At 43.2% G+C, this 22,648-nt stretch carries 21 protein-coding genes; 17 read left to right on the forward strand and 4 right to left on the reverse strand.

Going from position 1 to position 22,648, the window contains the following annotated elements; genetic code table 11:
* The first annotated feature begins 8 nt into the window (after window positions 1-8).
* From HNR44_RS15295 to HNR44_RS15310, 4 genes are all read left to right on the forward strand, one after another.
* Window positions 9-1,766, forward strand: coding sequence for a sigma 54-interacting transcriptional regulator (locus HNR44_RS15295; protein WP_184405222.1), 1,758 nt, complete (start codon window positions 9-11; stop codon window positions 1,764-1,766).
* Window positions 1,767-1,889: 123 nt separating this feature from the next.
* Window positions 1,890-3,560: an acyl-CoA dehydrogenase family protein gene (locus HNR44_RS15300; protein ID WP_184405223.1), complete on the forward strand. Its 1,671-nt coding sequence runs from the start codon at window positions 1,890-1,892 to the stop codon at window positions 3,558-3,560.
* A gap of 12 nt (window positions 3,561-3,572) precedes the next feature.
* Window positions 3,573-4,481, forward strand: a complete 909-nt coding sequence (locus HNR44_RS15305) for an NAD(P)-dependent oxidoreductase (RefSeq protein ID WP_184405224.1) — start codon at window positions 3,573-3,575, stop codon at window positions 4,479-4,481.
* Window positions 4,478-5,935, forward strand: coding sequence for a CoA-acylating methylmalonate-semialdehyde dehydrogenase (locus tag HNR44_RS15310; RefSeq protein ID WP_184405225.1), 1,458 nt, complete (start codon window positions 4,478-4,480; stop codon window positions 5,933-5,935). The genes HNR44_RS15305 and HNR44_RS15310 overlap by 4 nt, the downstream gene beginning before the upstream one ends.
* A gap of 195 nt (window positions 5,936-6,130) precedes the next feature.
* Here HNR44_RS15310 and HNR44_RS15315 read toward each other — a convergent pair whose 3' ends face one another.
* Complete coding sequence (locus HNR44_RS15315; protein WP_184405226.1) at window positions 6,131-7,174, reverse strand: enoyl-CoA hydratase/isomerase family protein; 1,044 nt, start codon at window positions 7,172-7,174, stop codon at window positions 6,131-6,133.
* A gap of 239 nt (window positions 7,175-7,413) precedes the next feature.
* On the opposite strand from HNR44_RS15315, the gene HNR44_RS15320 reads away from it, so the two are divergent.
* From HNR44_RS15320 to HNR44_RS15350, 7 genes are all read left to right on the forward strand, one after another.
* On the forward strand, window positions 7,414-8,277 hold the full coding sequence (locus tag HNR44_RS15320) for an NAD(P)-dependent oxidoreductase (RefSeq protein ID WP_184405227.1): 864 nt from the start codon (window positions 7,414-7,416) through the stop codon (window positions 8,275-8,277).
* Between the two features lie 581 nt (window positions 8,278-8,858).
* On the forward strand, window positions 8,859-9,392 hold the full coding sequence (locus HNR44_RS15325; protein WP_184405228.1) for a TetR/AcrR family transcriptional regulator: 534 nt from the start codon (window positions 8,859-8,861) through the stop codon (window positions 9,390-9,392).
* A gap of 50 nt (window positions 9,393-9,442) precedes the next feature.
* Window positions 9,443-9,751 (forward strand): DMT family transporter, encoded by a 309-nt coding sequence (locus tag HNR44_RS15330; RefSeq protein WP_184405229.1) that lies wholly within the window; start codon window positions 9,443-9,445, stop codon window positions 9,749-9,751.
* 13 nt (window positions 9,752-9,764) lie between these two features.
* The gene (locus tag HNR44_RS15335) at window positions 9,765-10,136 is read left to right on the forward strand and encodes a DMT family transporter (RefSeq protein WP_184405230.1); all 372 of its coding nucleotides are present in this window, start codon (window positions 9,765-9,767) and stop codon (window positions 10,134-10,136) included.
* A 2-nt stretch (window positions 10,137-10,138) separates the two neighbouring features.
* A complete protein-coding gene (locus HNR44_RS15340; protein ID WP_184405231.1) occupies window positions 10,139-10,861 on the forward strand; it encodes a 3-ketoacyl-ACP reductase in 723 nt (240 codons plus the stop codon).
* A gap of 638 nt (window positions 10,862-11,499) precedes the next feature.
* On the forward strand, window positions 11,500-11,733 hold the full coding sequence (locus HNR44_RS15345) for a YuzF family protein (protein WP_184405232.1): 234 nt from the start codon (window positions 11,500-11,502) through the stop codon (window positions 11,731-11,733).
* Window positions 11,734-11,792: 59 nt separating this feature from the next.
* Complete coding sequence (locus tag HNR44_RS15350) at window positions 11,793-12,683, forward strand: manganese catalase family protein (RefSeq protein ID WP_184405233.1); 891 nt, start codon at window positions 11,793-11,795, stop codon at window positions 12,681-12,683.
* A gap of 213 nt (window positions 12,684-12,896) precedes the next feature.
* On the opposite strand, the gene HNR44_RS15355 is transcribed toward HNR44_RS15350, so the two are convergent.
* Complete coding sequence (locus tag HNR44_RS15355) at window positions 12,897-13,697, reverse strand: alpha/beta hydrolase family protein (protein WP_184405234.1); 801 nt, start codon at window positions 13,695-13,697, stop codon at window positions 12,897-12,899.
* Window positions 13,698-13,797: 100 nt separating this feature from the next.
* Here HNR44_RS15355 and HNR44_RS15360 point away from each other — a divergent pair, with 100 nt between their 5' ends.
* Window positions 13,798-14,541 carry a MerR family transcriptional regulator gene (locus tag HNR44_RS15360; RefSeq protein WP_184405235.1) on the forward strand — a complete coding sequence of 248 codons (744 nt, stop codon included), beginning with the start codon at window positions 13,798-13,800 and terminating at the stop codon, window positions 14,539-14,541.
* A 341-nt stretch (window positions 14,542-14,882) separates the two neighbouring features.
* Window positions 14,883-15,620 (forward strand): sulfite exporter TauE/SafE family protein, encoded by a 738-nt coding sequence (locus HNR44_RS15365; RefSeq protein WP_184405236.1) that lies wholly within the window; start codon window positions 14,883-14,885, stop codon window positions 15,618-15,620.
* Between the two features lie 569 nt (window positions 15,621-16,189).
* Here HNR44_RS15365 and HNR44_RS15370 read toward each other — a convergent pair.
* Entirely contained in the window at window positions 16,190-17,563 is a 1,374-nt protein-coding gene (locus HNR44_RS15370) for an alanine/glycine:cation symporter family protein (RefSeq protein WP_343069541.1), read from the reverse strand.
* 359 nt (window positions 17,564-17,922) lie between these two features.
* Between HNR44_RS15370 and HNR44_RS15375 the strand changes: the two genes are divergently transcribed.
* The 4 genes from HNR44_RS15375 to HNR44_RS15390 all read left to right on the forward strand — a co-directional run bounded on the left by HNR44_RS15375 (window position 17,923) and on the right by HNR44_RS15390 (window position 22,066).
* Entirely contained in the window at window positions 17,923-19,164 is a 1,242-nt protein-coding gene (locus HNR44_RS15375) for a CNNM domain-containing protein (RefSeq protein ID WP_184405348.1), read from the forward strand.
* A 273-nt stretch (window positions 19,165-19,437) separates the two neighbouring features.
* Window positions 19,438-20,805 (forward strand): NADP-specific glutamate dehydrogenase, encoded by a 1,368-nt coding sequence (gene gdhA / locus HNR44_RS15380; RefSeq protein ID WP_425489462.1) that lies wholly within the window; start codon window positions 19,438-19,440, stop codon window positions 20,803-20,805.
* 215 nt (window positions 20,806-21,020) lie between these two features.
* Window positions 21,021-21,431, forward strand: a complete 411-nt coding sequence (locus HNR44_RS15385) for an RDD family protein (protein WP_184405238.1) — start codon at window positions 21,021-21,023, stop codon at window positions 21,429-21,431.
* Between the two features lie 113 nt (window positions 21,432-21,544).
* Window positions 21,545-22,066: a VanZ family protein gene (locus HNR44_RS15390; protein WP_343069542.1), complete on the forward strand. Its 522-nt coding sequence runs from the start codon at window positions 21,545-21,547 to the stop codon at window positions 22,064-22,066.
* Here the strand turns inward: HNR44_RS15390 and HNR44_RS15395 are convergent.
* The gene (locus HNR44_RS15395) at window positions 21,993-22,640 is read right to left on the reverse strand and encodes a TVP38/TMEM64 family protein (RefSeq protein ID WP_184405239.1); all 648 of its coding nucleotides are present in this window, start codon (window positions 22,638-22,640) and stop codon (window positions 21,993-21,995) included. The two genes, HNR44_RS15390 and HNR44_RS15395, sit on opposite strands and share 74 nt — an antisense overlap.
* Between the last annotated feature and the right edge of the window lie 8 nt (window positions 22,641-22,648).

Consider the following 22,648-nt stretch of genomic DNA (forward strand, 5'->3'; position numbering starts at 1 on the left):
GGATACACATGCCGATCGCTGCCAATGATCACGTTAAGCAATGGATGAATATCCAGCCAATGACCATTTCAAAACACCACACCCTTCGAGAAAGTTTGCTCTTACTTTCGAAAACAGCAGATAAAGAACTGCCGGTCGTCGAGGATGGGCAAATGCTAGGGGTCGTTACCTTGCAGGATTGTGTTGAATATTTAGACAGCAATAACGGTACTTTTTCAATTTTACGAACAGAGTTTCGAGCTGTCAGTGACGATTTTTCCCTTAAAGAAAATACGAACGGCGGTGGTCCCTTCTACGTTCTCCATGAAAAAACAGGTGCTTTAGAAGGGATTGTCGGGCGTGATGAAATCATGGCTTATTATGAACATGTACGTGAGCGTGAAGCAGAAGCACAAAAAACCATTGAATGGCTGAAGCTGAGTTTTGATACAGCATATGAGGGTGTTGCGATCGTTGATGACAAAGGGATTGTTCAACTTTTCAACGAGACGTATAGCCGCTTTGTAGGTGTAACAAGAAAGGAAGCGATTGGCCGTCCCGTTGAAAAGGTTATCGAAAATACACGCTTGCCAGTGGTTTTAAAAACTGGCGTTCCGGAACGGAATCAACCTCATCGTCTACAGGGACAGGAATTGGTCGTTCATCGTTTGCCTATATGGCAGGATGGCAAAGTCATTGGGGCGGTAGGAATGCTTGTCTACGAGGGAACATCTGAAATTCAACAAGTGTTGCAACGGATGGAACTTTTGCATACAGCGGAAAAGCAAAGCGGGAAAGAAACCGTGGAGAAGCCCGTCAAACAGGGACGAGTACATTTTGAAGATATTATTGGGGAAAGCCCGGCGATTGCGAAAGCGAAAAAAATCAGTCGAAAGGCAGCACAGACAAAAGCGACCGTTTTGCTTACGGGGGAAACAGGGGCAGGAAAAGAACCATTTGCCCGTGTAATCCACGATATGGGCACAAGAAGCAACAGCCCTTTTATAGCTCTTAATTGCGCGGCGATCCCTGATAGCCTGTTAGAGTCAGAATTATTCGGATACATGAAAGGTGCGTTCACCGGTACTCGCAATGAAGGGAAGCCGGGAAAAATTGAGCTTGCGAATGGAGGGACATTATTTCTGGATGAAATTGGAGATATGCCCCTGGCTACACAAGCGAAAATTTTGCGAGTGCTGCAAGAAAAAGAAGTCGATCGTGTAGGAGGAACCCAACCGATCCCTGTTGATTTTCGATTAATTGCGGCCACAAATAAGGACTTGCAAAAACAAATCCAAGAGGAAAAGTTTAGGCAAGATTTATTTTACCGGTTACATGTGATGCCGCTCCACATCCCGCCTCTTAGACAGCGAAAACAGGATATCCCATTGATTATTGCCCATCAATTACCGAAATTAAGTGAAATCTATGAAACAAATGAAAAAACCATTGATAAAGAGGTATTGCAGTTGATGTTTCGGTACGACTGGCCGGGGAATGTCCGTGAATTGCTCAATGTTCTCGAACAAATGTTTCATTTGTGTGATGGGGACCACATTCAAGTGAAGGACCTGCCGGAGAGCTTTACAGAGCAGCCCGTGGGTGAAGCGAACGTACTGGGATCCTTAAGTGAATGGCAGGAAAGGAAACACAAACAGGAACAGAAATATGAGCAAAAACATATTGAACATGTGCTGGAGGAAGTGAATGGGAATAAATCAGAAGCTGCAAAACGTTTAGGCATATCACGGGCGACACTATATAATAAGTTGTCTCGTTTTTCATAATGTATAACTGTCTAGACATATATACATCATGAACGCCAGATGCAACCTATGAGTCACTGCCTATGCAACATTCAATAATGGCATGGTTATTGCAAATGAATGAAGGTAAGGGAGGGGCTTTTTATGATTACAAAAACATCTTTGCTTCCTTGGTGGGATTCTGTCGATATTTTCACCCCCGAAGATTTATCCGAAGATGAAGTCATGATTGCAAAGACCACTGAAAAGTTTGTAAAACAAAGTGTTTTAGCTAATATTGAACAATTGGAGCAGCATGATTATCAGTACGAAAAGGAAACGTTCGAAGCAGCCGGGGAATTAGGCCTTCTCGGTATCGAAGTTCCAGAGGCGTATGGGGGGTTCGCGCTCGGCAAACACGTATCCGGTCTTGTTGCCGAGAAAATTGGGAACGGCGGAGGCTCATTCAGCGTTGCGTATAACATCCACGCGGGTGTGGGGACGACTCCTTATATCTATTATGGAAACGAGGAGCAGAAGAAAAAATACCTATCCAAATTGGCAACAGGAGAATGGGTAGGGGCCTACGCGTTAACGGAGCCGACAGCCGGATCTGATGCGCTCAAAGGGAAAACGAAAGCAGTATGGAATGAAGAAAAAAACGCCTGGATTCTCACAGGGGAGAAACAATGGATTACGAACGCGCATTTAGCAAGTGTGTATGTCGTTTTCGCCAATACAGATGTTGGTATGACCGCTTTCATTGTAGAGAAAGGGGCAGAAGGGCTCAGTATTGGACCAGAAGAAACGAAAATGGGGATCAAGGGCACGTCAACCGCAACACTCGTTTTCGACGAGATCGTCGTACCGGATGAGAATGTGCTTGGCGATGTGGGGAAAGGTCATAAAATCGCACTTAATATTCTCAATCTGGCCAGATTGAAACTAGCGTTTAACAATATAGGTACAGCGAAACGTGCCTTGGAACTCGGTGTCTCCTATGGAAAAGAGCGACAGCAATTTCAGCGTGCTCTTGTTGATTTTCCGATGATTCAAGAAAAAATCGCTGATATGAATATCGCAATTTACGGGATCGAAAGTATGGCCTACGAGACGGCGGCACGCCTGGATGACGCGCTAGAGGACGTAGAGGACCTATCCCAAGCGATGACTCCATTTGTCGCTGCATGTGCAACCAGCAAAATTCGGGGCTCAGAGGTTCTCGATCAGACCATTGATGAAGCGCTTCAAATTCATGGTGGTTATGGGTTCATGCAAGAGTATGAAATTGAACGTCTTTACCGAGATGCTCGTATTAATCGCATTTTCGAAGGAACGAATGAGATTAATCGTCTGGCAGTGGCTAAGTCGTTAATGGATCAATTGAATCAAGCTGAACATTCATCAGCAGAAGATCGTACTGACTTATCCCCAAATGCCGCGTTGATTCATGAGGCTGAGTTACGGTTTTTCGATATTTTACAAGTATTTTCCAATATCGAGCGCACAGCATTTCTGGAAATGCAGGAATGTTCCCGTCTGATTGCGAATATTTACAGTGAGATATCGATCATGCGCGCTGCTTATTTAAGAAGTGAAAAATCCGGAGAAGAGCTGAAATCATTAATGACGGATGTGATTTGCCAGGAAGGGTACGAACGGGTAGAAGCAGATGTGATTCAGTTATGGCTCGCCATTGATGAAGAGGAAACAAGTACGAAGCGAATGATTGAAATGGTTCGGAAGAGAAACAACATTCCAATAGGTACAAATCTGTTTTTGAAAAAACGAAAAATCAGTGAATACGTAGTGGATGCTTCTAAATATCACTCGTAATGGGGGATTTAAATGAAGAAGATCGGTTTTATCGGGTTAGGAAATATGGGCATGCCTATGTCCGAAAATCTGCTAGATTCAGGGTTCGATGTTTATGGTTTAGACGTTAATCATGAGGCAGAAACACGTTTCGAAAAACGGGGCGGTCAAATCGGTCGTTCAATGGAGGATTTGGCTAAATTTTGTGATCTTATCATCACAAGTTTACCTTCTTCAGAAGCTTATGAATCTGTGTATCTTGGTGACGAAGGATTAATCAGGAATAGTCACGCGAATAGTTTATTGCTAGATACAAGCACGGTTGCTCCGGAAAGTAATGAAAAAATCGCCCAAGCGGCGAAGCAGCGTTCCATTCAATTTTTACAGGCACCTGTCAGCGGTGGTGTCGTGGGTGCTGTCAACCGGACACTTACTTTTATGGCTGGTGGCCCAAAAGAAACGTTTAATGCTGTTTATCCAATCATGAATGTACTCGGTGAAAACATCTTTCACATTGATGAACGAATTAAAAGCGGCACGCTCACGAAGTTAATTAACAATTTGTTTATTGGTTTTTACACAGCAGCTGTGAGTGAAGCCGTCGCCCTTGCAGATAAGCAAAATATGGACTTGGATGCGCTTTTCGATGTATTAAGCGTAAGTTATGGTCAGAGCCGAATCTATGAGCGTAATTATAAGACATTTATTGCGAATGATGACTATGAACCAGGTTTTACCTTAAAGTTATTACGCAAAGATATGAATTTTGTAAAAGAAATTATCGAAAGGGAAGATATGCATCTTCCTGTAACCGATGTGCTGATGCATATTTATGAAGAAGCAGAAGAAGCAGGACTGGGCGCTAAAGATATGTCTGTTTTATATGAACACATTGGTGAACAAGAAATCTCATTTCAATCCAAAAAGGAGCGAGTCAAATGATTACAGATGTGAAAACGGTACGTAACTGTATTAATGGAGAATGGGTGGATTCAGAAAGCGGCGTGACTGAATCGGTGCCGAATCCGGCAACAGGGGAAGAAATCGCTTCGGTTCCGATTTCAACTGCAGCGGACGTGGACCGTGCGGCAGAAGCTGCGAAAGAAGCCTATGAATCTTGGTCTTTGGTGCCGGTTCCTGACAGAGCTCGCTATATGTTTAAATATTTACAACTTCTTAATGAAAATAGAGAAGAACTTGGGGAGATCATTACATTAGAAAATGGAAAAACATTAAAAGATGCCCACGGGGAAGTTCAGAGAGGAATAGAAGTTGTGGAACTTGCCACCTCCAGCCCTAATTTAATGATGGGGGATGCACTTCCACAAATCGCTCGCGGCATTGACGGTTCGATCTGGAGGTATCCACTTGGTGTGGTTGCTGGGATTACTCCTTTTAATTTTCCCATGATGGTCCCTTTATGGATGTTCCCATTAGCGATTTCTTGTGGAAACACGTTTGTTTTGAAGGCATCCGAACGTACTCCACTGCTTGCACGCAGGCTTGTGGAATTGTTCCATGAAGCAGGCTTTCCGAAAGGGGTTTTGAATCTCGTTAATGGTGCCAAAGACGTAGTGAATCGCATATTAACACAGCCGGATATTGAAGCCATCTCCTTTGTCGGTTCCGAACCTATCGCCAAACTCGTCTATGAAACCGGAACAGCACATGGAAAAAGAGTGCAAGCTTTGGCAGGAGCGAAGAACCACGCCACCGTTATGCCGGATTGTAACCTTGAAAAAACCGTGGAAGGCGTGATTGGTTCTGCCTTTGGTAGTAGCGGTGAGCGGTGTATGGCCTGTTCGGTTGTGGCCGTTGTGGATGAAATTGCTGATGAATTCATGCAAGAACTAACAGCAGCAACGGAAAAATTGCAAGTCGGTGATGGTAGGTATCAGGAGAATTTTGTAGGCCCGCTTATTCGGGAAACCCATAAAGAGCGAGTGCTTGGGTATATCGATCAAGGGGTAAAAGAAGGCGCAGACCTCGTTGTTGACGGTCGTGATAAAGGGGCGGCGAAGGAACAAGGCTACTACGTTGGCGCCACGATCTTTGATAACGTAAACACCGACATGACCATTTGGCAGGATGAGATTTTTGCCCCTGTTCTTAGCGTCGTCCGCGTCAGTGATCTTGACGAAGCTATTGCAGTGACCAATGAATCACGATTTGCAAATGGCGCAGTGATTTACACGTCAAGCGGAAAAGACGCCCAACAATTCAGAGATAAAATTGACGCCGGCATGGTCGGGATCAACGTGAACGTTCCTGCACCGATGGCATTTTTCGCCTTCGCCGGAAACAAAGCGTCATTTTACGGGGACTTAGGTACAAATGGCAAGGATGGCGTCCAGTTTTATACAAGGAAAAAGGTAGTTACGGAACGGTGGTTCTAGTTGGGAAATAAGCTCGCTTCGCCGAGCTTATTCGCCTTTGGGAGGTGAATTCCAGTAGGAACGCCCCAACAAGGGCGGAGGGATTCCAAACATGGCTGGAGAACGCCCCAACATGGGCGGAATACCCAAACACGCACCGTTCATCTTCCGTGCAAACATGAAGGGAGCCCCTCTGTTCCCAAGAGGGGCTCCCTTTTACTTATCTGTAAAAAAACTTTCCACCATATTTTCGGAAACATCCGCTAAATGCTTATACGTATAAGCAGGGCTGTGATTTTTTTTGAAAATAACAGACTCTATTCCTTTATAGAAATCTTCATGTTTCAAAAAACCAGTGGCAATCACAAGATCCATCTGAAGAACGTCTTCGAGGGACTTATTTTCGCTATCGATCAAATGTTTTAATGTTACTTTTTCTGAAACCGGTGATTTGGCTAGCAGCGTTTCCCGGGTTTCTGCTGCGAATGAATGGGTGCTATCGCTCTCTAGTTTTTCCACAATGGTTTCGACGGAATCGTATTGAAAATAATGATTAATGTCGTCTTGTATGGAAGAGAGCATCCCTGCCTCCGGTTTACTATGCTGGACAGTAATCACAGAGGTAAGTTTAGCGGCAGGATCATGTTCTTGTGTCCAGTCAATGGTGATTAGCTCATCGATGACAGGCTTGAGATTAGAAACGTAGTAATCAGCCGCATGAATATACAAAATGTCCGCGGCTTTGATCGTTGATGAAGTCAATGCTAAATAACGGCCCGTATAGCCTGGTGCTTTGTTAAAAAAGTAAGCCCCGCCGACGTCGGGGAAAAAGCCGATGTTCATTTCCGGCATCGCCCATTTTGTGCGTTCGGTTACAATGCGATGACTTGCTCCTTGCGTAAGGCCGACGCCCCCGCCCATGACGATGCCATCCAGGCAGGCGGCGATCGGTTTCGGGTATTCTTGTATCATTAGATCTACTTCATATTCATCTTCGAAAAATCTTCTCGCTTTTTCAAAGTCTTTCGGGCCGTTTCGGGCTTGTGATAGCGTTTTGATATCTCCTCCGGCGCAAAAGCCTTTTTCGCCCGCACCTTCAATCAAGATAACCTGAATATCCGCTCGGTCACGCCATTCATTAAGGTGTTCCTTCATCGCGACAACCATCTCATGGGTGAGGGAATTAAGTGCTTTTGGACGATTTAACGTGATAGTGGCTAAGCCTTTGTCGTTGGTATAAAACTTTACTTCGTCGGTCATGTTATTGCCCCCTGTTTTTCATGCGTCTACATGCATCATTCGACACTTGTCATTTGTTTTCCTTCATTCTAAAAGATGCAAACCTCATGCCAACCAAAAGACTGGCGTATGCCACCATTGAGGACAGTAAGTCGTATATTTGTATAGACAATCAAACAATATTTCTCATAAATTCTAATAATAAACACTTATCTAGCAAATATGATATGATTGAGAAAAGAAACAGGAGGAGGTTTTCAATGAGTACAACGGTTGGCTTTATAGGCATAGGTGTGATGGGGAAGAGTATGGCCAAACATATTTTGGATCAGGGTTATCAGGTGCTCGTTTATACACGTACAAAAGCGAAAGCGGATGATATTGTGGCCAGCGGCGCCAAGTGGAAAGAATCCGTTCCGGAACTTGCGGCGGAAGCGGACGTTGTCATTACGATGATCGGGTATCCGCAAGATGTAGAAGAGGTATATTTTTCAAAAAATGGATTGCTCGCCCATATGAAGGACGGTGCGACTCTTATCGATATGACGACCTCGAAGCCGTCACTTGCGAAGAAAATCGCCGAAGCGGCAAAAGAGAAATCAGGTTCTGCCCTTGACGCGCCTGTATCTGGCGGTGATGTCGGGGCCCGTAATGCGAAGCTGACGATTATGATTGGCGGCGAACAACGGGATTATGAAAAGTGGCTGCCGTTGTTTGAAACGATGGGCGAAAACATCCAATACCAAGGGCCGGCTGGCAGCGGCCAGCACGCGAAAATGTGCAATCAAATTGCCGTTGCAGCGAGTATGATTGGAGCCGCAGAAGCGTTAGGCTATGCAAAGGAAGCTGGCTTGGATCAGGAAAAAGTATTAAAAAGTATTTCCACCGGTGCAGGCGGAAGCTGGACGCTTCAGAATTTAGCACCACGTATGCTTAATGATGACTTTGCGCCCGGATTTTACGTGAAACATTTTATTAAAGACATGGAAATTGCCATTGACGAATCTGAGAACATGGAGAAAAATATTCCCGGCCTAGAATTGGTGAAATCCTTGTATGATCAACTAGCTGAGCAAGGCGAAGAGAACAGTGGAACGCAGTCGATCTATAAATTATGGCAATGAAGCAAGTGGAGTAACAGGAAGCACAAAGGGGTTCATTTGGAATCCCTTTGTGTAGGTGCTTGGTCAGCTTCTCATAAAGTATTCTTCATTAAACGATCATTCCAAAGGTTATAAATGAACCATCAAGCATTATGATACAGGTTTGAATAATAGTTTCGTTACCATTTCACACTTTTCCACTTATAATCGTTATTTCCCATTTTATAGAATGAAGAAAAGGTTATAATGATTCCCCTACTCCCTCTGCCTACTTGAACGATTATGCTTATAATAGAAGAAAAACTCTCCGATTAAACCTAGACCAATCCCAACCATGACCCCTGAAGCTACGTTATTGCAAACAGATCAATACCAATTCCAAGCATCATACAGTCTGCTATTATACAACTAACGTTACCACATTTGACTTGTATTTAACGGAATATTTTTGATATTACTACCTAACCTGTGATAATTTCTGTGACGAACAAATAACGTTTTTACGAAACCTATACTTTTTTCATCAAAATAGATGAGGATCTAATACTTGACAATAAGACCGTCCAGACGGTAAATTAGAGAATATAAAATGAGGTGAAAGTATGTCCAAACGTGATCGTATCTTAAAAGCGGCAGCAAAGACCGTATCCAACGTAGGCATCGGCAATGTGACCCTTGAGCAGGTGGCTGATGAAGCAGGGGTTAGTAAAGGGGGCTTATTGTACCATTTTCCGAGTAAGCAAGCGCTCTTAGAGGGTATGGTTAATTATGTGTTAACGCAAATGAACAACACTCTTCGTGAATATCAAGAGGAGCATAATTTTTCGATCAGTTATGTTTTATCAACGTTAAATGATTTGGATAAAGATGAAGAGATCTCAATGATGGATAAAAGTGCACTCGTTGCCATTGCGAATGATCGTGACTTACTTACAGTTATGCAAAATCATTATACTGAATGGATGGAGCAATTACGTGCGGAAAATAACGAAGAAGCGGCTGTCATTATTCGCTTGATTACGAGCGGTTTATGGCTTGAGTATTTGGTTGGTGTGCACTCGCATGGGACTCAAGATCGCGAATATGTACTAAGAGCGGTGAAAGAGTTAAACGATCGCCAGAAACATAAAGAGTAATTTTTTATATAAAACTGACCGTCTGGACGGTTTAAAAAGAGGTGAATGCCATGATCTATCTCGTACTCTTTTTTGCCATCATCATTGCCAGTGTCGGAGATGCTGCGCTCAAAATGTCCAATGGGTTTCAGCGACTCTGGCCAACGGCCACCGGTATTTTGGTCTATTTTTTCACCTTTTATTTGCTTTCAGTCGTGATGATGGAGCTTCCGATTGGCATTACGTATGCAACGTGGAGCGGTCTCGGTGTGATTTTAACAGCTTTTGTGGGTGTGTTCTTTTTTAAAGAAAAATTGAATGGAAAAGTGCTTATATCAATGGGGGTCATTGTTATTGGTGTTGTTCTCTTGAATGTTTGAGGAGGGAAGCGATATGGGTAAATATAAAAAAGTGATTCTTCTCGCTACCGCGGTCATTTTTGAAGTGTTTGCAACGACAAATTTAAAACTGTCAGAGGGTTTCACGAATCCGTGGAATACTGTGTTTGTAGTTATCGGGATGCTCGGTGGGATTTATTTTTTGTCAAAAACACTTATATACATCCCTTTAGCGATTACTTACGCGGTTTGGGTCGGTGCAGGTACAGGGATTGTGACACTGATTGGATTTATTGCTTTTGATGAAGTGTTAGGACCGGTACGTATCGTAGGATTAATCCTTGTCATACTAGGGGTAGGATCACTTGGTTTCTTTCTGAAAGAAGATCAGGAGCATCAGCATGTACCATTCGAAAGGGAGTTATAGAGATGAGATCATTATCAGGCAAAACCGCATTAATCACGGGAGCAGGACGCGGGATCGGCCGAGCGATTGCCTTTGCTTTGGTTAACGAAGGCGTAAATGTTGGGCTGGTTGGAAAAACACATTCGAACCTTGAAAAAGTAGCCGAAGAACTGAAAGGATCCGGGGTAAAGGTGGTGGCTGCCTCAGCTGATGTTTCAGACGGATCGTCAGTGAAAAGAGCCATTCACCAAGTAAAGGAAAATATTGGTACCATTGATATTTTAATCAATAATGCCGGTATTGGAAAATTTGGCGGTTTTTTGGAACTTACAGAGTCGGATTGGCAAGAGGTTTTGAATGTGAATGTCATGGGGGTTTATCACGCCACGCAGGCTGTACTTCCTGATATGATCGAGCAGCAATCAGGAGACATTATTAATATTTCTTCCACGTCCGGCCTTCGCGGCAGCGAGGGTTCAAGTGCATATAGTGCTTCCAAATTTGCCGTACTAGGTCTTAGTGAAGCACTCATGAAAGAAGTACGGAAAGAGAACGTTCGAGTTCAGGCTCTTACGCCAAGTAAAGTCATCACGGATTTCTTTGGGGGGGGCACCGAGCAAAGTGACGAAGATGTGGAGCGCTTCATGCAAGCGGAAGACTTGGCGGATGTCGTAGTGTCACAGTTGAAACTTCATCCAAGAATGTTCATTAAAAATGCAGAACTATGGGCGACGAATCCGAAGTAAAAAGGGGCTTTCATTGAAGTCCCTTTTTTTAAGTATTAGCTGCTGTTCAATTGGCCGTCCTCGTCCATACGATGCGTCGGTGGATAAAATGTGTGAATGATAGGAATAATGAAGATGAGATAACGGCTGCCTGGGAGGATGTACTAAAGACAATAAAATCTCGATATTTCCCGGGAAATGTCGAGATTTTAAACTTAAACGGCCACCGCTGAAGTATTTAGACATAAATGTCTGCGATTTTTAGGGTTTTTATTTCACTCCCCCGGCGTGGAGTAGTCATTGTCCTTTCACTAGTCCCTATAATTCCGAGCGTCTACGATTTATCGTTCCTGTAGGTGTAATATTGGGATGGTTGGAGGATCCTTCAGGGATTCTTTTTGGGCGATCACCTCATACGATGAGGGCTTCAATATCGGTGGAGTTAAATATAGCAGTCGTCTTGGAGATTGATTGCGGCTACCCATCTACGCAAAAGACGTTTTTACAATGGATCTTTAACGGATGTGACAGTGGAAGAAGGTAGTCGTGCTTAAATGGTTCAGTATTTTCAGGTGTATTTGAGCGATATTAATTAGACGAATCCCCAATTTCTCTTCCCTTGCATAGGCTACATAAGAAACGGCAAGGGAGGGGCAACAATGAGCAATATGGAATGGATGCTGAGTGATCCTTATATGTACCACAGTTTGTTAGAACTTGAAGGCGAGATCGTTGGGGTCCAGACGATTCGGAGCTCTGTAAGGGGGCATCTTAGAAGCGTTCAGCCTGATCATATCGTAGTGGAAATGGGCGGAGTTCCGTTTTATGTTCGAATGCAGCAAATTATTTGGGCATTTCCTGCAAAAAGTGATGATAAGCGAGAGATCGAATAATGTAGCATCTCCCATCATATTATCGAGTGATGACCCAATATGATCGGGGGAATGGGCGAATGATGAAGCGGGTGAATAAACTCCCTATTAAGCTGGAGAGACCGGAACATGGGGATGCCAACGGTGCTTCTGTTGTACAGGATCTTTTAGGCGGAGAATTTGGCGAGATGTCGACGCTGAATAATTACATGTTTCAATCCTTTAATTTTAGAGGGAAGAAAAAATTTAAACCTTTTTATGATCTGATCGCGAGCATAACGGCAGAGGAATTTGGCCATGTAGAACTTGTCGCTAATACCATCAACCTCATGTCGTATGGAAATACCCATCCGGGTGACCCAGATACGGCTCCGTTACAAATAGCAAAAGATGCCCGGTATTCTTATCACTTTACAACCACGGCCCAAACCGCTTTTCCAGGAGATGGGATGGGAAGGCCGTGGGAGGGGGGATATGTGCACGGCAGTGGAGTTTTAGTGGAAGATTTGCTCCATAATTATTTACTGGAAATCGGAGCCCGAACCCATAAAATGCGCGTGTATGAAATGACAACAAACCCGACGGCCAGAGACTTGTGCGGATATCTGCTCGTAAGAGGAGGAACCCATATTATCGCTTATGCAAAAGCGATTGAAATGGCAACGGGTGTTGATGTTGGAAAAATGCTCCCGGTTCCACGGCCCGATAATTATGCATTCGATCATGCACGAAAATATTTGGACCAGGGCCTTTTCAATGTACTCTATACTTGGGGTGAACCAGAGTACAGAGGGATTCGCCAGATATGGAAAGGGGAGAATCCTGAAACGGGAGAGCCTTTAAAAGTGATCGATGGGATGCCTGAAGGTGAACCGATCCCTGACTTCGAAGAAAAACCCGAAATGTTTGCGCCCGGTATTGATAAGGATGATTATGAACGGATCTTAAAACGTTTGAAGGAGAATATGTAATAACAAAAAGATCTGCCTCCTTGGTTGGGGCAGTTCGCCTTGTTTATTCTGTTATTCGCTCTATGTATTTCCCGTAAAGTTGAATGAATATTGTTGGGATCTAGTAAAATAAAAAATCGAGCATGACACAGGTTAAGACTTCTTCTGTAAGAGAGAAATGAAACCTAAATTCCAAAATATCATGGATACATGATGTAAATTTCCCTCCTTCTTCTAAATCCTTTTTACATATCCTAATATTTCTTCGCGAATGGATGCCCAAGCTTTCGTTGACGTATCGGTGAGCATGAAATGCTCAGCATCAGAGAGTTCTACGAATGAAACCTTCTCACCGGCCTCTTGTGCCGCGCGGTGATAATGATCACTGATTCCAATGGGCACGTTAATATCTAGCGCGCCATGAACAAGTAGCTGAGGTACTTCGAACGGAAGCAGTTCCAAGGGAGAGGCCTCTTTATAACGGCCGGGTTGTTCTTCGGGGGAACATTGCAATAAATCTGCAGTAGGGTTATTCGTCTCCGAAGAGTGTTGATCGCGATAATGGTGCACACCATACATCAATTTTAAGTCGTTCACTCCTGCTAAACTGATCGCTCCAGCAATAGAAACAGATTGTCCACTCACCGCGAGTTCACTTTCCTCTGGCAGTTGATGACGCGCTGCCATCCATAATGCCAGATGCCCCCCTGCGGAATGCCCCACAGTAATTACCCGATCTAAATCAATGGAATAGGAATCGGCAAGATAACGGAGGTGATTGCAAGCTAGAGATACATCCGTAAACGTCCCCGGCCACCCGCCGCCAGGTTGCCCGACCCGACGATATTCAATATTCCACGTAGCGAATCCGCAAGCGGTTAGGTCTCTCGCTACCTCTCTGATAATCTCGAGACTGAAAGATTTTCTCCAAAAACCACCATGAATCACAATGGCAACAGGATGAGGCCCATCACCCTTGGGAAGGCGCCATTCACCGAATTGATTTTCATTTGAACCATAAAAGAATTTTTCCATGTTCTCACCCCTTATCGATATTATTGCATATTTTTTAATCACCCGTTGACCTTAACGTAACGTTATCCTTTATCGTTAAGAAGTGAGGGAGGTGGGGTAAATGCTAAGGGTGAAAGAAGTAGCCGATTTGGTAGGGATTAGCGTACGAACGTTGCATCACTATGATGACATTGGGTTGTTGACTCCTGAGAAAACAACCGAGGCGGGCTATCGACTATATTCCAGTGAAAATTTGGAGACGTTGCAGCAAATTCTCTTTTTTCGCGCCCTCGACTTCCCTTTGAAACAAATCAGGGATATTGTGCAAAGTCCTTCGTTTGATCAGGAAGAAGCGTTGCTCATGCACCGGAAAATGCTGTTGGCAAAGCGTCAAAACCTGGATCAGATGATCAAGACGATCGATAAGTCCCTTCAACATGTGAAAGGAGAGGTTGAAATGACCGATAAAGAAAAGTTTGCCGGTTTTGATTTCATTAAAAACAATGCATATGAAAAAGAAGCACGAGAGCGTTGGGGCGATGAAGCAGTGGATCAGTCGAATGAAGCCATCGCTAATATGTCAGATAAAAAACAGGAAGCATTGAACACAGAAATCAATCAGCTTTATAGAGACCTTGCTGCCATTTGCCATAACCCCCCTGATTCGCCAAAGGCGCAGTCTTTGATTCATGAGTGGTACCGACTACTCAACGAAATCGGCGATTATTCAATGGATGCGTTCAAAGGTTTGGGTGAGTTATACGTGAGCGATGAACGTTTTACAAACAATATTGACCAATTTGGAGAAGGCCTTGCAATTTTCATGAGAGAGGCCATGCGCATATACGCAGATCGAAGAAAATAATGAAGGGGAGGGACTGTCCCCGAAAAAGCTCTTGCCCTGTGTACTTTCGCCGAATTCATTGATCGTAGCGCTGAATGATCGTTCCGCTCGTCGAAAAGGGGGGATAAGTGGAGACATTAATAATTCGTTGTGATGCTTGACCATCATAACGAATTTTTTTATAACCCGAGCTTTCCGTAGGATTATTTTCAAAGGTTTTCCACCATGCGTAGCGGATCTTCCTGCCACCTGTAGCACTTCATGAATATTCCTGCGTACCTTCCATTTCAATAGCATGATAGAATAGAAAACGTTGGATTTTTCCTCAAGCAACGATATTTTCATGATTGGACTGAATAAATATGCCTTGGGATGTCGTTTTGATTTTTGTGATTGTCTTTATTGGTGCGTTTGTACAAGGTGCGAGCGGTTTTGGTGTCGGTTTAGTCGTCATGGGTTTTTTGCCCATGTTTCTTACCGTGATCGAAAGTACATTGCTTGCGCTCTCTTTATTGATGGTGACAGCGCTGACCATTCTTTTCAAATATTATAAGTTTGTACATTTTAACGGGATGATTTCCTTTATTATGTCATCTTTTGCTGCCAGAATCCTTTCTTTTTTCATTCTAACAAATTATGGAGAAATGGATTTTTTGCAAATGTGGCTCGGTTTCTTTTTGATTGCCATAGTTATTTATCTATTGGTGAGTAATAAGGTGAAGCCACGGGCGGAAAGGATTCATTTCTTCATTCCGATTTTACTTGGTATTATGAATGGCTTTTTTGGAGGCTTATTCGCGGTGGGCGGTACATTTCTTGTAATTTATTTTCTATTGGTATATAAAAATGATAAATACCGCTATACCGCGAATGTGCAAGCTGTTACCGTGATGACGAGTGCGTTTTCCCTTTTGCTGCATGGTGTGAGTGGAGATTTCACTTCAACATTTCCCCTTTATTTTGCCGTTGGCATTGCCGCCGTTTTATTGGGAGCGAATTTGGGAATGAAGTGGTTTGCGAAGCTGCCAACGCAAATGATTCGTAGATTCGCGATGACCCTTGTATGTTTAGCAGCGCTTAATTTGATCGTATTTTCATAATTACATTTTGTACTAAATGAACTCTCCATCCTGGGAAAGGAAGAAGGTATTGATACAATCGATATTTTGGGGAAAATATCGGTGCAAATAAAGTTATTTTTTCTTAAGCAAGTGCGGCCGATTCTAGAACAGTTATTCCTCATATTAGCTGATCAATTCGTAACAACTAAAATCGTCAATGTGCCCTTTGTTTTTTCATCAAAACATTCAGTTTATAAATGCGATAAATACTTCCAATAGTGATACAAACACCCAATATTATAAAAAAGGCTGCTCGGTCAATTTCATTGAAATTAATGGTGTAATATATGATGACTCCCATTCCAACTATCCCTATAATTATAGGAAAAATCACAGGCATATTATTGATTTGATTCACCCCTTTTTCTTCAGACCTTTCTTACCATAAATAAATAACTCTCATTCAGTGATTCTCTTAACATATAAATGCCCTTTTCAAAAGGAATTGGCGCAACGAGTTATTCAACTTTCGCCCCTCTATTGCTTAATCGCAACGAGAAAAAACAAGCGCCTCGTCCTGTTGTGGAAGTGAGGCACTTGTTCCTATGCTAGGCTTCTTTTTTACGAGTAGAGTTGTATAGCTCATTTTTCTCATAAGCACGCAGGTCAATAAATCGCTTCGTTTCTTTAGCCACCACTCCTGATAAGAGCAATAATCCGACCAGGTTCGGAATCGCCATTAATCCATTGAAGATATCCCCAAAATTCCACACTGTATCTAAAGACAAGGTGGCGCCCGGCAATATTGCTAGTACGAAGATGACGCGATAGAACATGGTAAAATTGACCCCAAATAAATATGTGAAACATTTCTCTCCGAAATAGGCCCAGCCTAAAATCGTTGAGAAGATAAAGAATAATAACGTTACAGCTACGACAATATGACCGAAGCCTGGGAGTAATTCATTAAAGGATTGGGCAGTAAGGGCCGCCCCTTCAACACCGCTTGCATACATATCCGCCATCACGAGGGCAAGACCTGTAATCGTACAGACAATAATGGTATCAATAAATACTTGTGTCATGGAAATGAGCGCCTGACGCGCCGGCACGTCCGTACGTGCAGCAGCAGCTGCAATCCCGCCTGTACCAAGGCCTGCTTCGTTCGAAAAGAGACCGCGAGCAACCCCCATTTGGATGACCGTACCGATAGCACCTCCGGCTACAGCCTGTCCTGTAAAGGCATCGGTAAAGATTAAGCCAAACGCAGCTGGTACCGCCTCAAAATTTAAGACAACAAGCACTACCCCAGCAATAAGGTAGACGATGATCATAAATGGGACGATGACTCCGGTTACGCGCCCGATACTTTTAATACCGCCAATAATAACCAATCCTATGAGAATCATAAATACGACACCAGTCACCCATAACGGGACATTGAAAACATCATTGGCGACATCTGCGGCGGCATTGGCTTGAATCATATTTCCTATGCCGAAGATAGCTGCAAAGACGGCGAATATTGCAAACAGAACCGCGAGCCATTTTTGTCCGAGCCCTTTTTCAATATAATACATCGGCCCACCGGACATTTCCCCCTTGGCATTTTCCTGACGGTATTTGACCCCAAGAATCCCCTCGGAATACTTGGTGGCCATCCCGACAAGTGCGGTGATCCACATCCAGAATACAGCACCCGGGCCGCCTGCAACGACAGCTGTGGCTACACCAACGACATTCCCTGTACCTACGGTGGCCGCTAATGAAGTCATGAGTGCCTGGAAATGGGAGATATCTCCCTTTGATTCTTTGTCTTGCTTAGAAAAAGAGATTTTCATCGCGTAAGGCAACATTCGAAAGGAAAAGAACATTAACCTTATCGTTAAGTATAGGCCTGTACCGACCAATAAAATAATTAAGGGTATTCCCCAAACAAATCCGCTTATTTCACCACTTATGTATTCCAGCCAATCTCCCACAATATTCCTCCCTCGCCTTGATAAAATGATTATCACTAGCATATACCAAATTGACTGAAATGTGAATATCCTCTACAAATGTTTGATAGAATGTGTGTTTTTGAAAAAACGCTTTATGTATCGGGTTATTACAGAAGAAGTCTCCGAATACGCCGTAGTGCCGAAAATATTGGACCAAACGCCGAATAAGTCATTAGACACTGGGAGGGTTCCTTTAATGTTTAGAAACAAACGGAGAACTTAGTTGTCATGCACTTCCTGATTTTGTATAGTGAACATACAAGAGAAGAGATTCATCATGTTAATGTTAAAATGAACTCAATGGTTTTTACTAATTAGTAGGAGTGGAAATCGTGCTCATAGGGATTGCTATTGTTCTTTGTCTGCTTGCTTCTGCCTTTTTTTCAGGAAGTGAGACGGCAATGACAGCTGCCAATCGGATGAAAGTGCAAACGAAAGCTGAAAATAATGACCGTAAATCAGAAAAATTGCTAAAGATTTTGTCTCAGCCCGATACGTTTATTACGGGGATTTTGATTAGCAATAACACTGTAAATATCCTGTTACCTACTCTAGTCACGATGGTGGCGATTGAATATGGGTTCAACGTTGGCGTTGCTACCGCGTTGTTAACAGTCACCTTGATCGTTTTTGCAGAAGTGATTCCGAAGTCCATTGCAGCTACTTTTCCAGACCGGATTACATATATTGTTTTTCCCGTTATTGGTTTTGTTTTATGGATCTTGAAACCCTTAATTTATCTCCTTTCAAAATTGACAGGAACAATCATTAAGACGCTTTCAAGGGAGGAAGTCCAAGAAACATCGATTTCAAAAGAAGAACTACGGACCATGGTTGATATTGCTCATACAGAAGGAGCGTTTGCGAATGAGGAAACCCATCGCATCAAAGGGGTACTTGATTTTTATAACTTGAATGTCCGTGATGTATTAAAAACCCCGCGTGTCGAAATTGTAGGTATTCCTTACGATGCCAGCTATGAGGAAGCCCGTGATATTATCCTTGGAAATCGATTCACGCGATATCCGGTTTATCGGGAGGATATGGATAATATCATCGGGATGTTTCATTCCAAAGGGTTGATTTATTGGTCCGTGGATGAGGATCAGCAGCTTGTACAGATCTCTGACATGTCCCCGTTATATGTGCATGAGTTTCACTCGATTGAACAAGTGTTCCGTCAAATGTCAAAGGATCGAAAACACTTAGCGGTCATCCTTGATGAATACGGAGGGACGGTAGGACTGTTAAGCCACGAGGATATTATCGAGGCGATGATCGGTCAAGAGATAGAGGATGAAACGGACCTAGGAAGTGAACCATTGATTGAGAGTTTAAGTAGCACGACCGTGATTTGTAATGGGAAAATTACACTTCGGCGGTTAAATAACGTTTTTGGCACAGAAATTCCTGAGAAAGAGGATGTACTGGCGGCTTTTATTCTGGATGAACTCGAACATATACCGATGGAAGGCGATAGCTTTACTTACAATCACCTTGAATTTACGATTTTAACTGTCGAAGATGCTACTTTGAAAAGAGTAGAGATTCGAAAACAACCGGTGGAAAAGGAAGAGTAAAAGTAAGAACATCGTTGAATGAAATATATATAAACGGTAAATGTCCATATTTACAGTAGACCCGTAGAACGAGTCCTCGGAAGGGCTCGTTTTTTTGTTGGCATCTGCATTGCAGACAGTATCGCCATGAGGAGAGCCCATCTTATAAGATGATGATATCCAGGGTGTCATAAGCACCTCCCGGTGGAGAGTGCCAATCCTTGATTATAATGGAACAAAAAAGGGAATAAGATAGTGGCTCATGATACGGATAATTCTAAAGAAAAGGGCGGGATGATGATGCCAGAAGCAGAAGAGCAAACCGCTAGGACTTATGTGGATGATGTGTTGACATCAGTTCAGCATCGAAATCCGAATGAGGAGGAGTTTTATCAATCTACCCAAGAGATCATAGAATCTTTAGTTCCTTTTTTAGCTAAACACCCGAAATATATGGAACATGGAATCCTAGAGCGTATAGTAGAACCCGATCGGTTCATCATGTTTCGTGTGCCTTGGGTAGATGATCAAGGGAAGGTTCGTGTAAACCGAGGTTTTCGTGTTCAATTTAACTGCGCCATAGGCCCCTATAAAGGAGGATTGCGTTTTCATCCTTCTGTGAATGCAAGTGTTGTCAAGTTTTTAGGATTTGAGCAGATCTTTAAAAATGCTCTTACCGGACAAGCCATTGGCGGCGGAAAAGGAGGCGCTGATTTCAATCCAAAAGGAAAATCCGATGCTGAAATTATGAGATTTACCCAAAGTTTTATGATGGAATTAGCGAAGTACATTGGCCCTGATGTTGATGTACCTGCTGGGGATATTGGCGTTGGCGGCAGAGAAATTAATTACATGGTCGGTCAGTATAAAAAAATTCGTGGAGCATCTGAAGCTGATGCATTTACAGGCAAACAGGTAGATATCGGAGGAAGTTTGACGCGCACAGAGTCAACGGGCTATGGGACGGTCTACTTTGTCCAACATATGCTCGAAGATCAAAACCGGAAATTAGAGGGGCAAACGGTTGTTGTGTCAGGGGCTGGAAAAGTATCCATCTATGCGATGGAGAAAGCCGTTCAGCTAGGTGCCAAGGTAGTCGCTTGTAATGACTCCGGCGGGTATATATTTGATGAAAAGGGAATTGATGTAGAAACGGTCAAGCAAATCAAGGAAGTTGAGCAAAAGCGTATTTATGAATATGTCAACGAGCATCCCGAAGCCACTTATGTTGAAAATGGGAAAGTATGGGATATCCCTTGCGATATTGCCTTACCGTGTGCGACCCAAAATGAATTGGAGGAGGCCGATGCTAAACAATTAGTTTCCAATGGCGTGAAAGTGGTGGCAGAAGGAGCGAATATGCCTTGTACATTGGAAGCTATCCAAGTATTTCGAGGAAACCAGGTGCAATTTGGTCCGAGCAAGGCTGTGAATGCAGGAGGAGTGGCGGTTTCCGCGTTAGAAATGGCCCAAAACAGCTCCAGAGAATCTTGGTCGTTTGAGGAAGTGGACACCCAATTACAAGCGATTATGAGAGACATTTATCAAAAAAGCGTAACGGCCGGAAGAACGTATCAATGTGAGGATAATTTAATTGATGGTGCCAACATTGCTGGTTTTCAAAAAGTTGCCGATGCCATGATTGCGCAAGGTGTGGTGTAGAAACAAGGTCTTATGTTAAAAGCAAATGAAGGGGGAGTAAGTATGGAGTCAACACGTTCAATGATTTTTGACTTCATTTGAAACATGGATGAAGCGTTTTCAACCTCTCACGGTTTAGACGAGGGCAACAGAAAAATAACATACAATCCAAAATGGAGTTTCCCGCAAGTTATGAAGGGGAAAGGGTATGTAGACTGACATCGAGGTGATGGAACGTGTCTAATCATGCAGGTTTTTGGATTCGACTTGGAGGAGTAATTCTTGACGGTATTATGATTGGCGCCGTCATTTTTGCGGTCATTTTCATTTTTGGCTTGGATACTGCCAACCCCTTCGTTCAATTCGGGGAATCGATAATCACCATATTGTATTACCTATTAGTTCCAGTGCTTTGGTATGGGTACACCCTCGGAAAAAGGGTGGTTGGAGTCCGGATTGTGAAAACGAACGGGGCGAATGTAACGATTGGGACGATGTTACTTAGGCATATTGTTGGTGGCTTGGTTTATTCAATAACCCTTGGCATTGGGGTTATCGTGTCTGCCTTTATGGTAGGATTGCGTGAAGATAAACGAGCGATTCATGATTTTATTGCCGGAACGTATGTAACTCATAATCAACCATAGGAGGAAAAGGGCGATGATGTTATGTTCATTGCTCTTTTTTCATTCGTCATGAAGAAGGACAGAGTGTGCATACACTGAAGGAAACAAGCTTCAGGAAAGGTGTGTGCACCTTCGTGAACCGTCAGCCAATTAAAATGCTTGCCTGGTCATTCTTTGCCATTTATATGGCTGTACTCATTTATATTACAATGCTTGCCTGGAACCATGGTGCCTCTCTTGGCCCCGATGGTCCTGGTGGCAGGAACTATAATTTGATTCCCTTTCGCAGCATTTATCGAATCGGCGTCTTTAGTCCGACGTTTTTCGATCCCTTGAAAATATTGATCGGGAACGTTTTATTGTTCGTTCCTTTAGGCTTCTACTTACCACTGTTATTTAAGGGTCTGCAGTCGATGGGGAAAATCATCCTCGTCGGTGCTTTCGTTTCACTGTTTATTGAGTTATATCAATTCACTTTCACCCTTCGTGTGAGCGATATTGATGATTTAGTTTTGAATACCTTTGGCGTCTTTATTGGCGCTGTATGGTTTTTTTCTTGCCGGAAGATTTCCCGTCGGATCATCATAATTCCGCCTGATGCTCCTTTTCCTTCGCGACGTAGCGGTTCCATAAACGGTAACAGCCATAAACAATAAGAAGGAAACTACCATACAATAAGGCAATATAAAATAAATCGGCAGGGTTTCTGACAATCGTGCTGCCAACGGTCGCAAACAGAATCATCGAAGGGATTTTTCCAACCGATGAAGCAATGGTATACGACCCAAACGTTACCCTGCTTAGTGCTGAGTATATATTGACGATAATCGAAGGGACAATGGGGATCAATCTAGTTAAAAAGATCGTCATAAATGCGTTTCGTTCAAACAGCATGGTCACTTTCGAGAGCGCTTGATATTTGCTGATAAGTTTTAAACCCCAGTCCTGATAACCAAAACGTACGAATGCAAACATAATAATTGAAGCCATTGAAGAGCCAATCCATGTGACGAGACTTCCGAGATAAGACCCATAGATGGCTCCCAATATGCCCCCGATAATCGGATAAGGAATGACGGGAAACAAAGACATAAGCGTTGCCAGCATAGCCGTAATGATCACCGATTCGGTCCCGTGCTCATCAATCCACATTGCGATATTTTCCCCATAGAAAAAGACAATCCCTGCAAGCAGGGCGAGTGTAGCGAATACGAATAGTTTTCTATACATAGGTTCAC

Source organism: Geomicrobium halophilum (genome assembly GCF_014207655.1).
GTDB classification, from domain to species: Bacteria; Bacillota; Bacilli; order Bacillales; family Marinococcaceae; genus Geomicrobium; species Geomicrobium halophilum.

What these genes read in the sequence shown, in the direction of transcription:
- HNR44_RS15295 (WP_184405222.1), top strand. Translation starts at nt 9, where the DNA reads ATGCCGATCGCTGCCAATGATCACGTTAAGCAATGGATGAATATCCAG.
- HNR44_RS15300 (WP_184405223.1), top strand. Translation starts at nt 1,890, where the DNA reads ATGATTACAAAAACATCTTTGCTTCCTTGGTGGGATTCTGTCGATATT.
- HNR44_RS15305 (WP_184405224.1), top strand. Translation starts at nt 3,573, where the DNA reads ATGAAGAAGATCGGTTTTATCGGGTTAGGAAATATGGGCATGCCTATG.
- HNR44_RS15310 (WP_184405225.1), top strand. Translation starts at nt 4,478, where the DNA reads ATGATTACAGATGTGAAAACGGTACGTAACTGTATTAATGGAGAATGG.
- HNR44_RS15315 (WP_184405226.1), bottom strand. Translation starts at nt 7,174, where the DNA reads ATGACCGACGAAGTAAAGTTTTATACCAACGACAAAGGCTTAGCCACT.
- HNR44_RS15320 (WP_184405227.1), top strand. Translation starts at nt 7,414, where the DNA reads ATGAGTACAACGGTTGGCTTTATAGGCATAGGTGTGATGGGGAAGAGT.
- HNR44_RS15325 (WP_184405228.1), top strand. Translation starts at nt 8,859, where the DNA reads ATGTCCAAACGTGATCGTATCTTAAAAGCGGCAGCAAAGACCGTATCC.
- HNR44_RS15330 (WP_184405229.1), top strand. Translation starts at nt 9,443, where the DNA reads ATGATCTATCTCGTACTCTTTTTTGCCATCATCATTGCCAGTGTCGGA.
- HNR44_RS15335 (WP_184405230.1), top strand. Translation starts at nt 9,765, where the DNA reads ATGGGTAAATATAAAAAAGTGATTCTTCTCGCTACCGCGGTCATTTTT.
- HNR44_RS15340 (WP_184405231.1), top strand. Translation starts at nt 10,139, where the DNA reads ATGAGATCATTATCAGGCAAAACCGCATTAATCACGGGAGCAGGACGC.
- HNR44_RS15345 (WP_184405232.1), top strand. Translation starts at nt 11,500, where the DNA reads ATGAGCAATATGGAATGGATGCTGAGTGATCCTTATATGTACCACAGT.
- HNR44_RS15350 (WP_184405233.1), top strand. Translation starts at nt 11,793, where the DNA reads ATGATGAAGCGGGTGAATAAACTCCCTATTAAGCTGGAGAGACCGGAA.
- HNR44_RS15355 (WP_184405234.1), bottom strand. Translation starts at nt 13,697, where the DNA reads ATGGAAAAATTCTTTTATGGTTCAAATGAAAATCAATTCGGTGAATGG.
- HNR44_RS15360 (WP_184405235.1), top strand. Translation starts at nt 13,798, where the DNA reads ATGCTAAGGGTGAAAGAAGTAGCCGATTTGGTAGGGATTAGCGTACGA.
- HNR44_RS15365 (WP_184405236.1), top strand. Translation starts at nt 14,883, where the DNA reads ATGCCTTGGGATGTCGTTTTGATTTTTGTGATTGTCTTTATTGGTGCG.
- gdhA (WP_425489462.1), top strand. Translation starts at nt 19,438, where the DNA reads ATGATGATGCCAGAAGCAGAAGAGCAAACCGCTAGGACTTATGTGGAT.
- HNR44_RS15395 (WP_184405239.1), bottom strand. Translation starts at nt 22,640, where the DNA reads ATGTATAGAAAACTATTCGTATTCGCTACACTCGCCCTGCTTGCAGGG.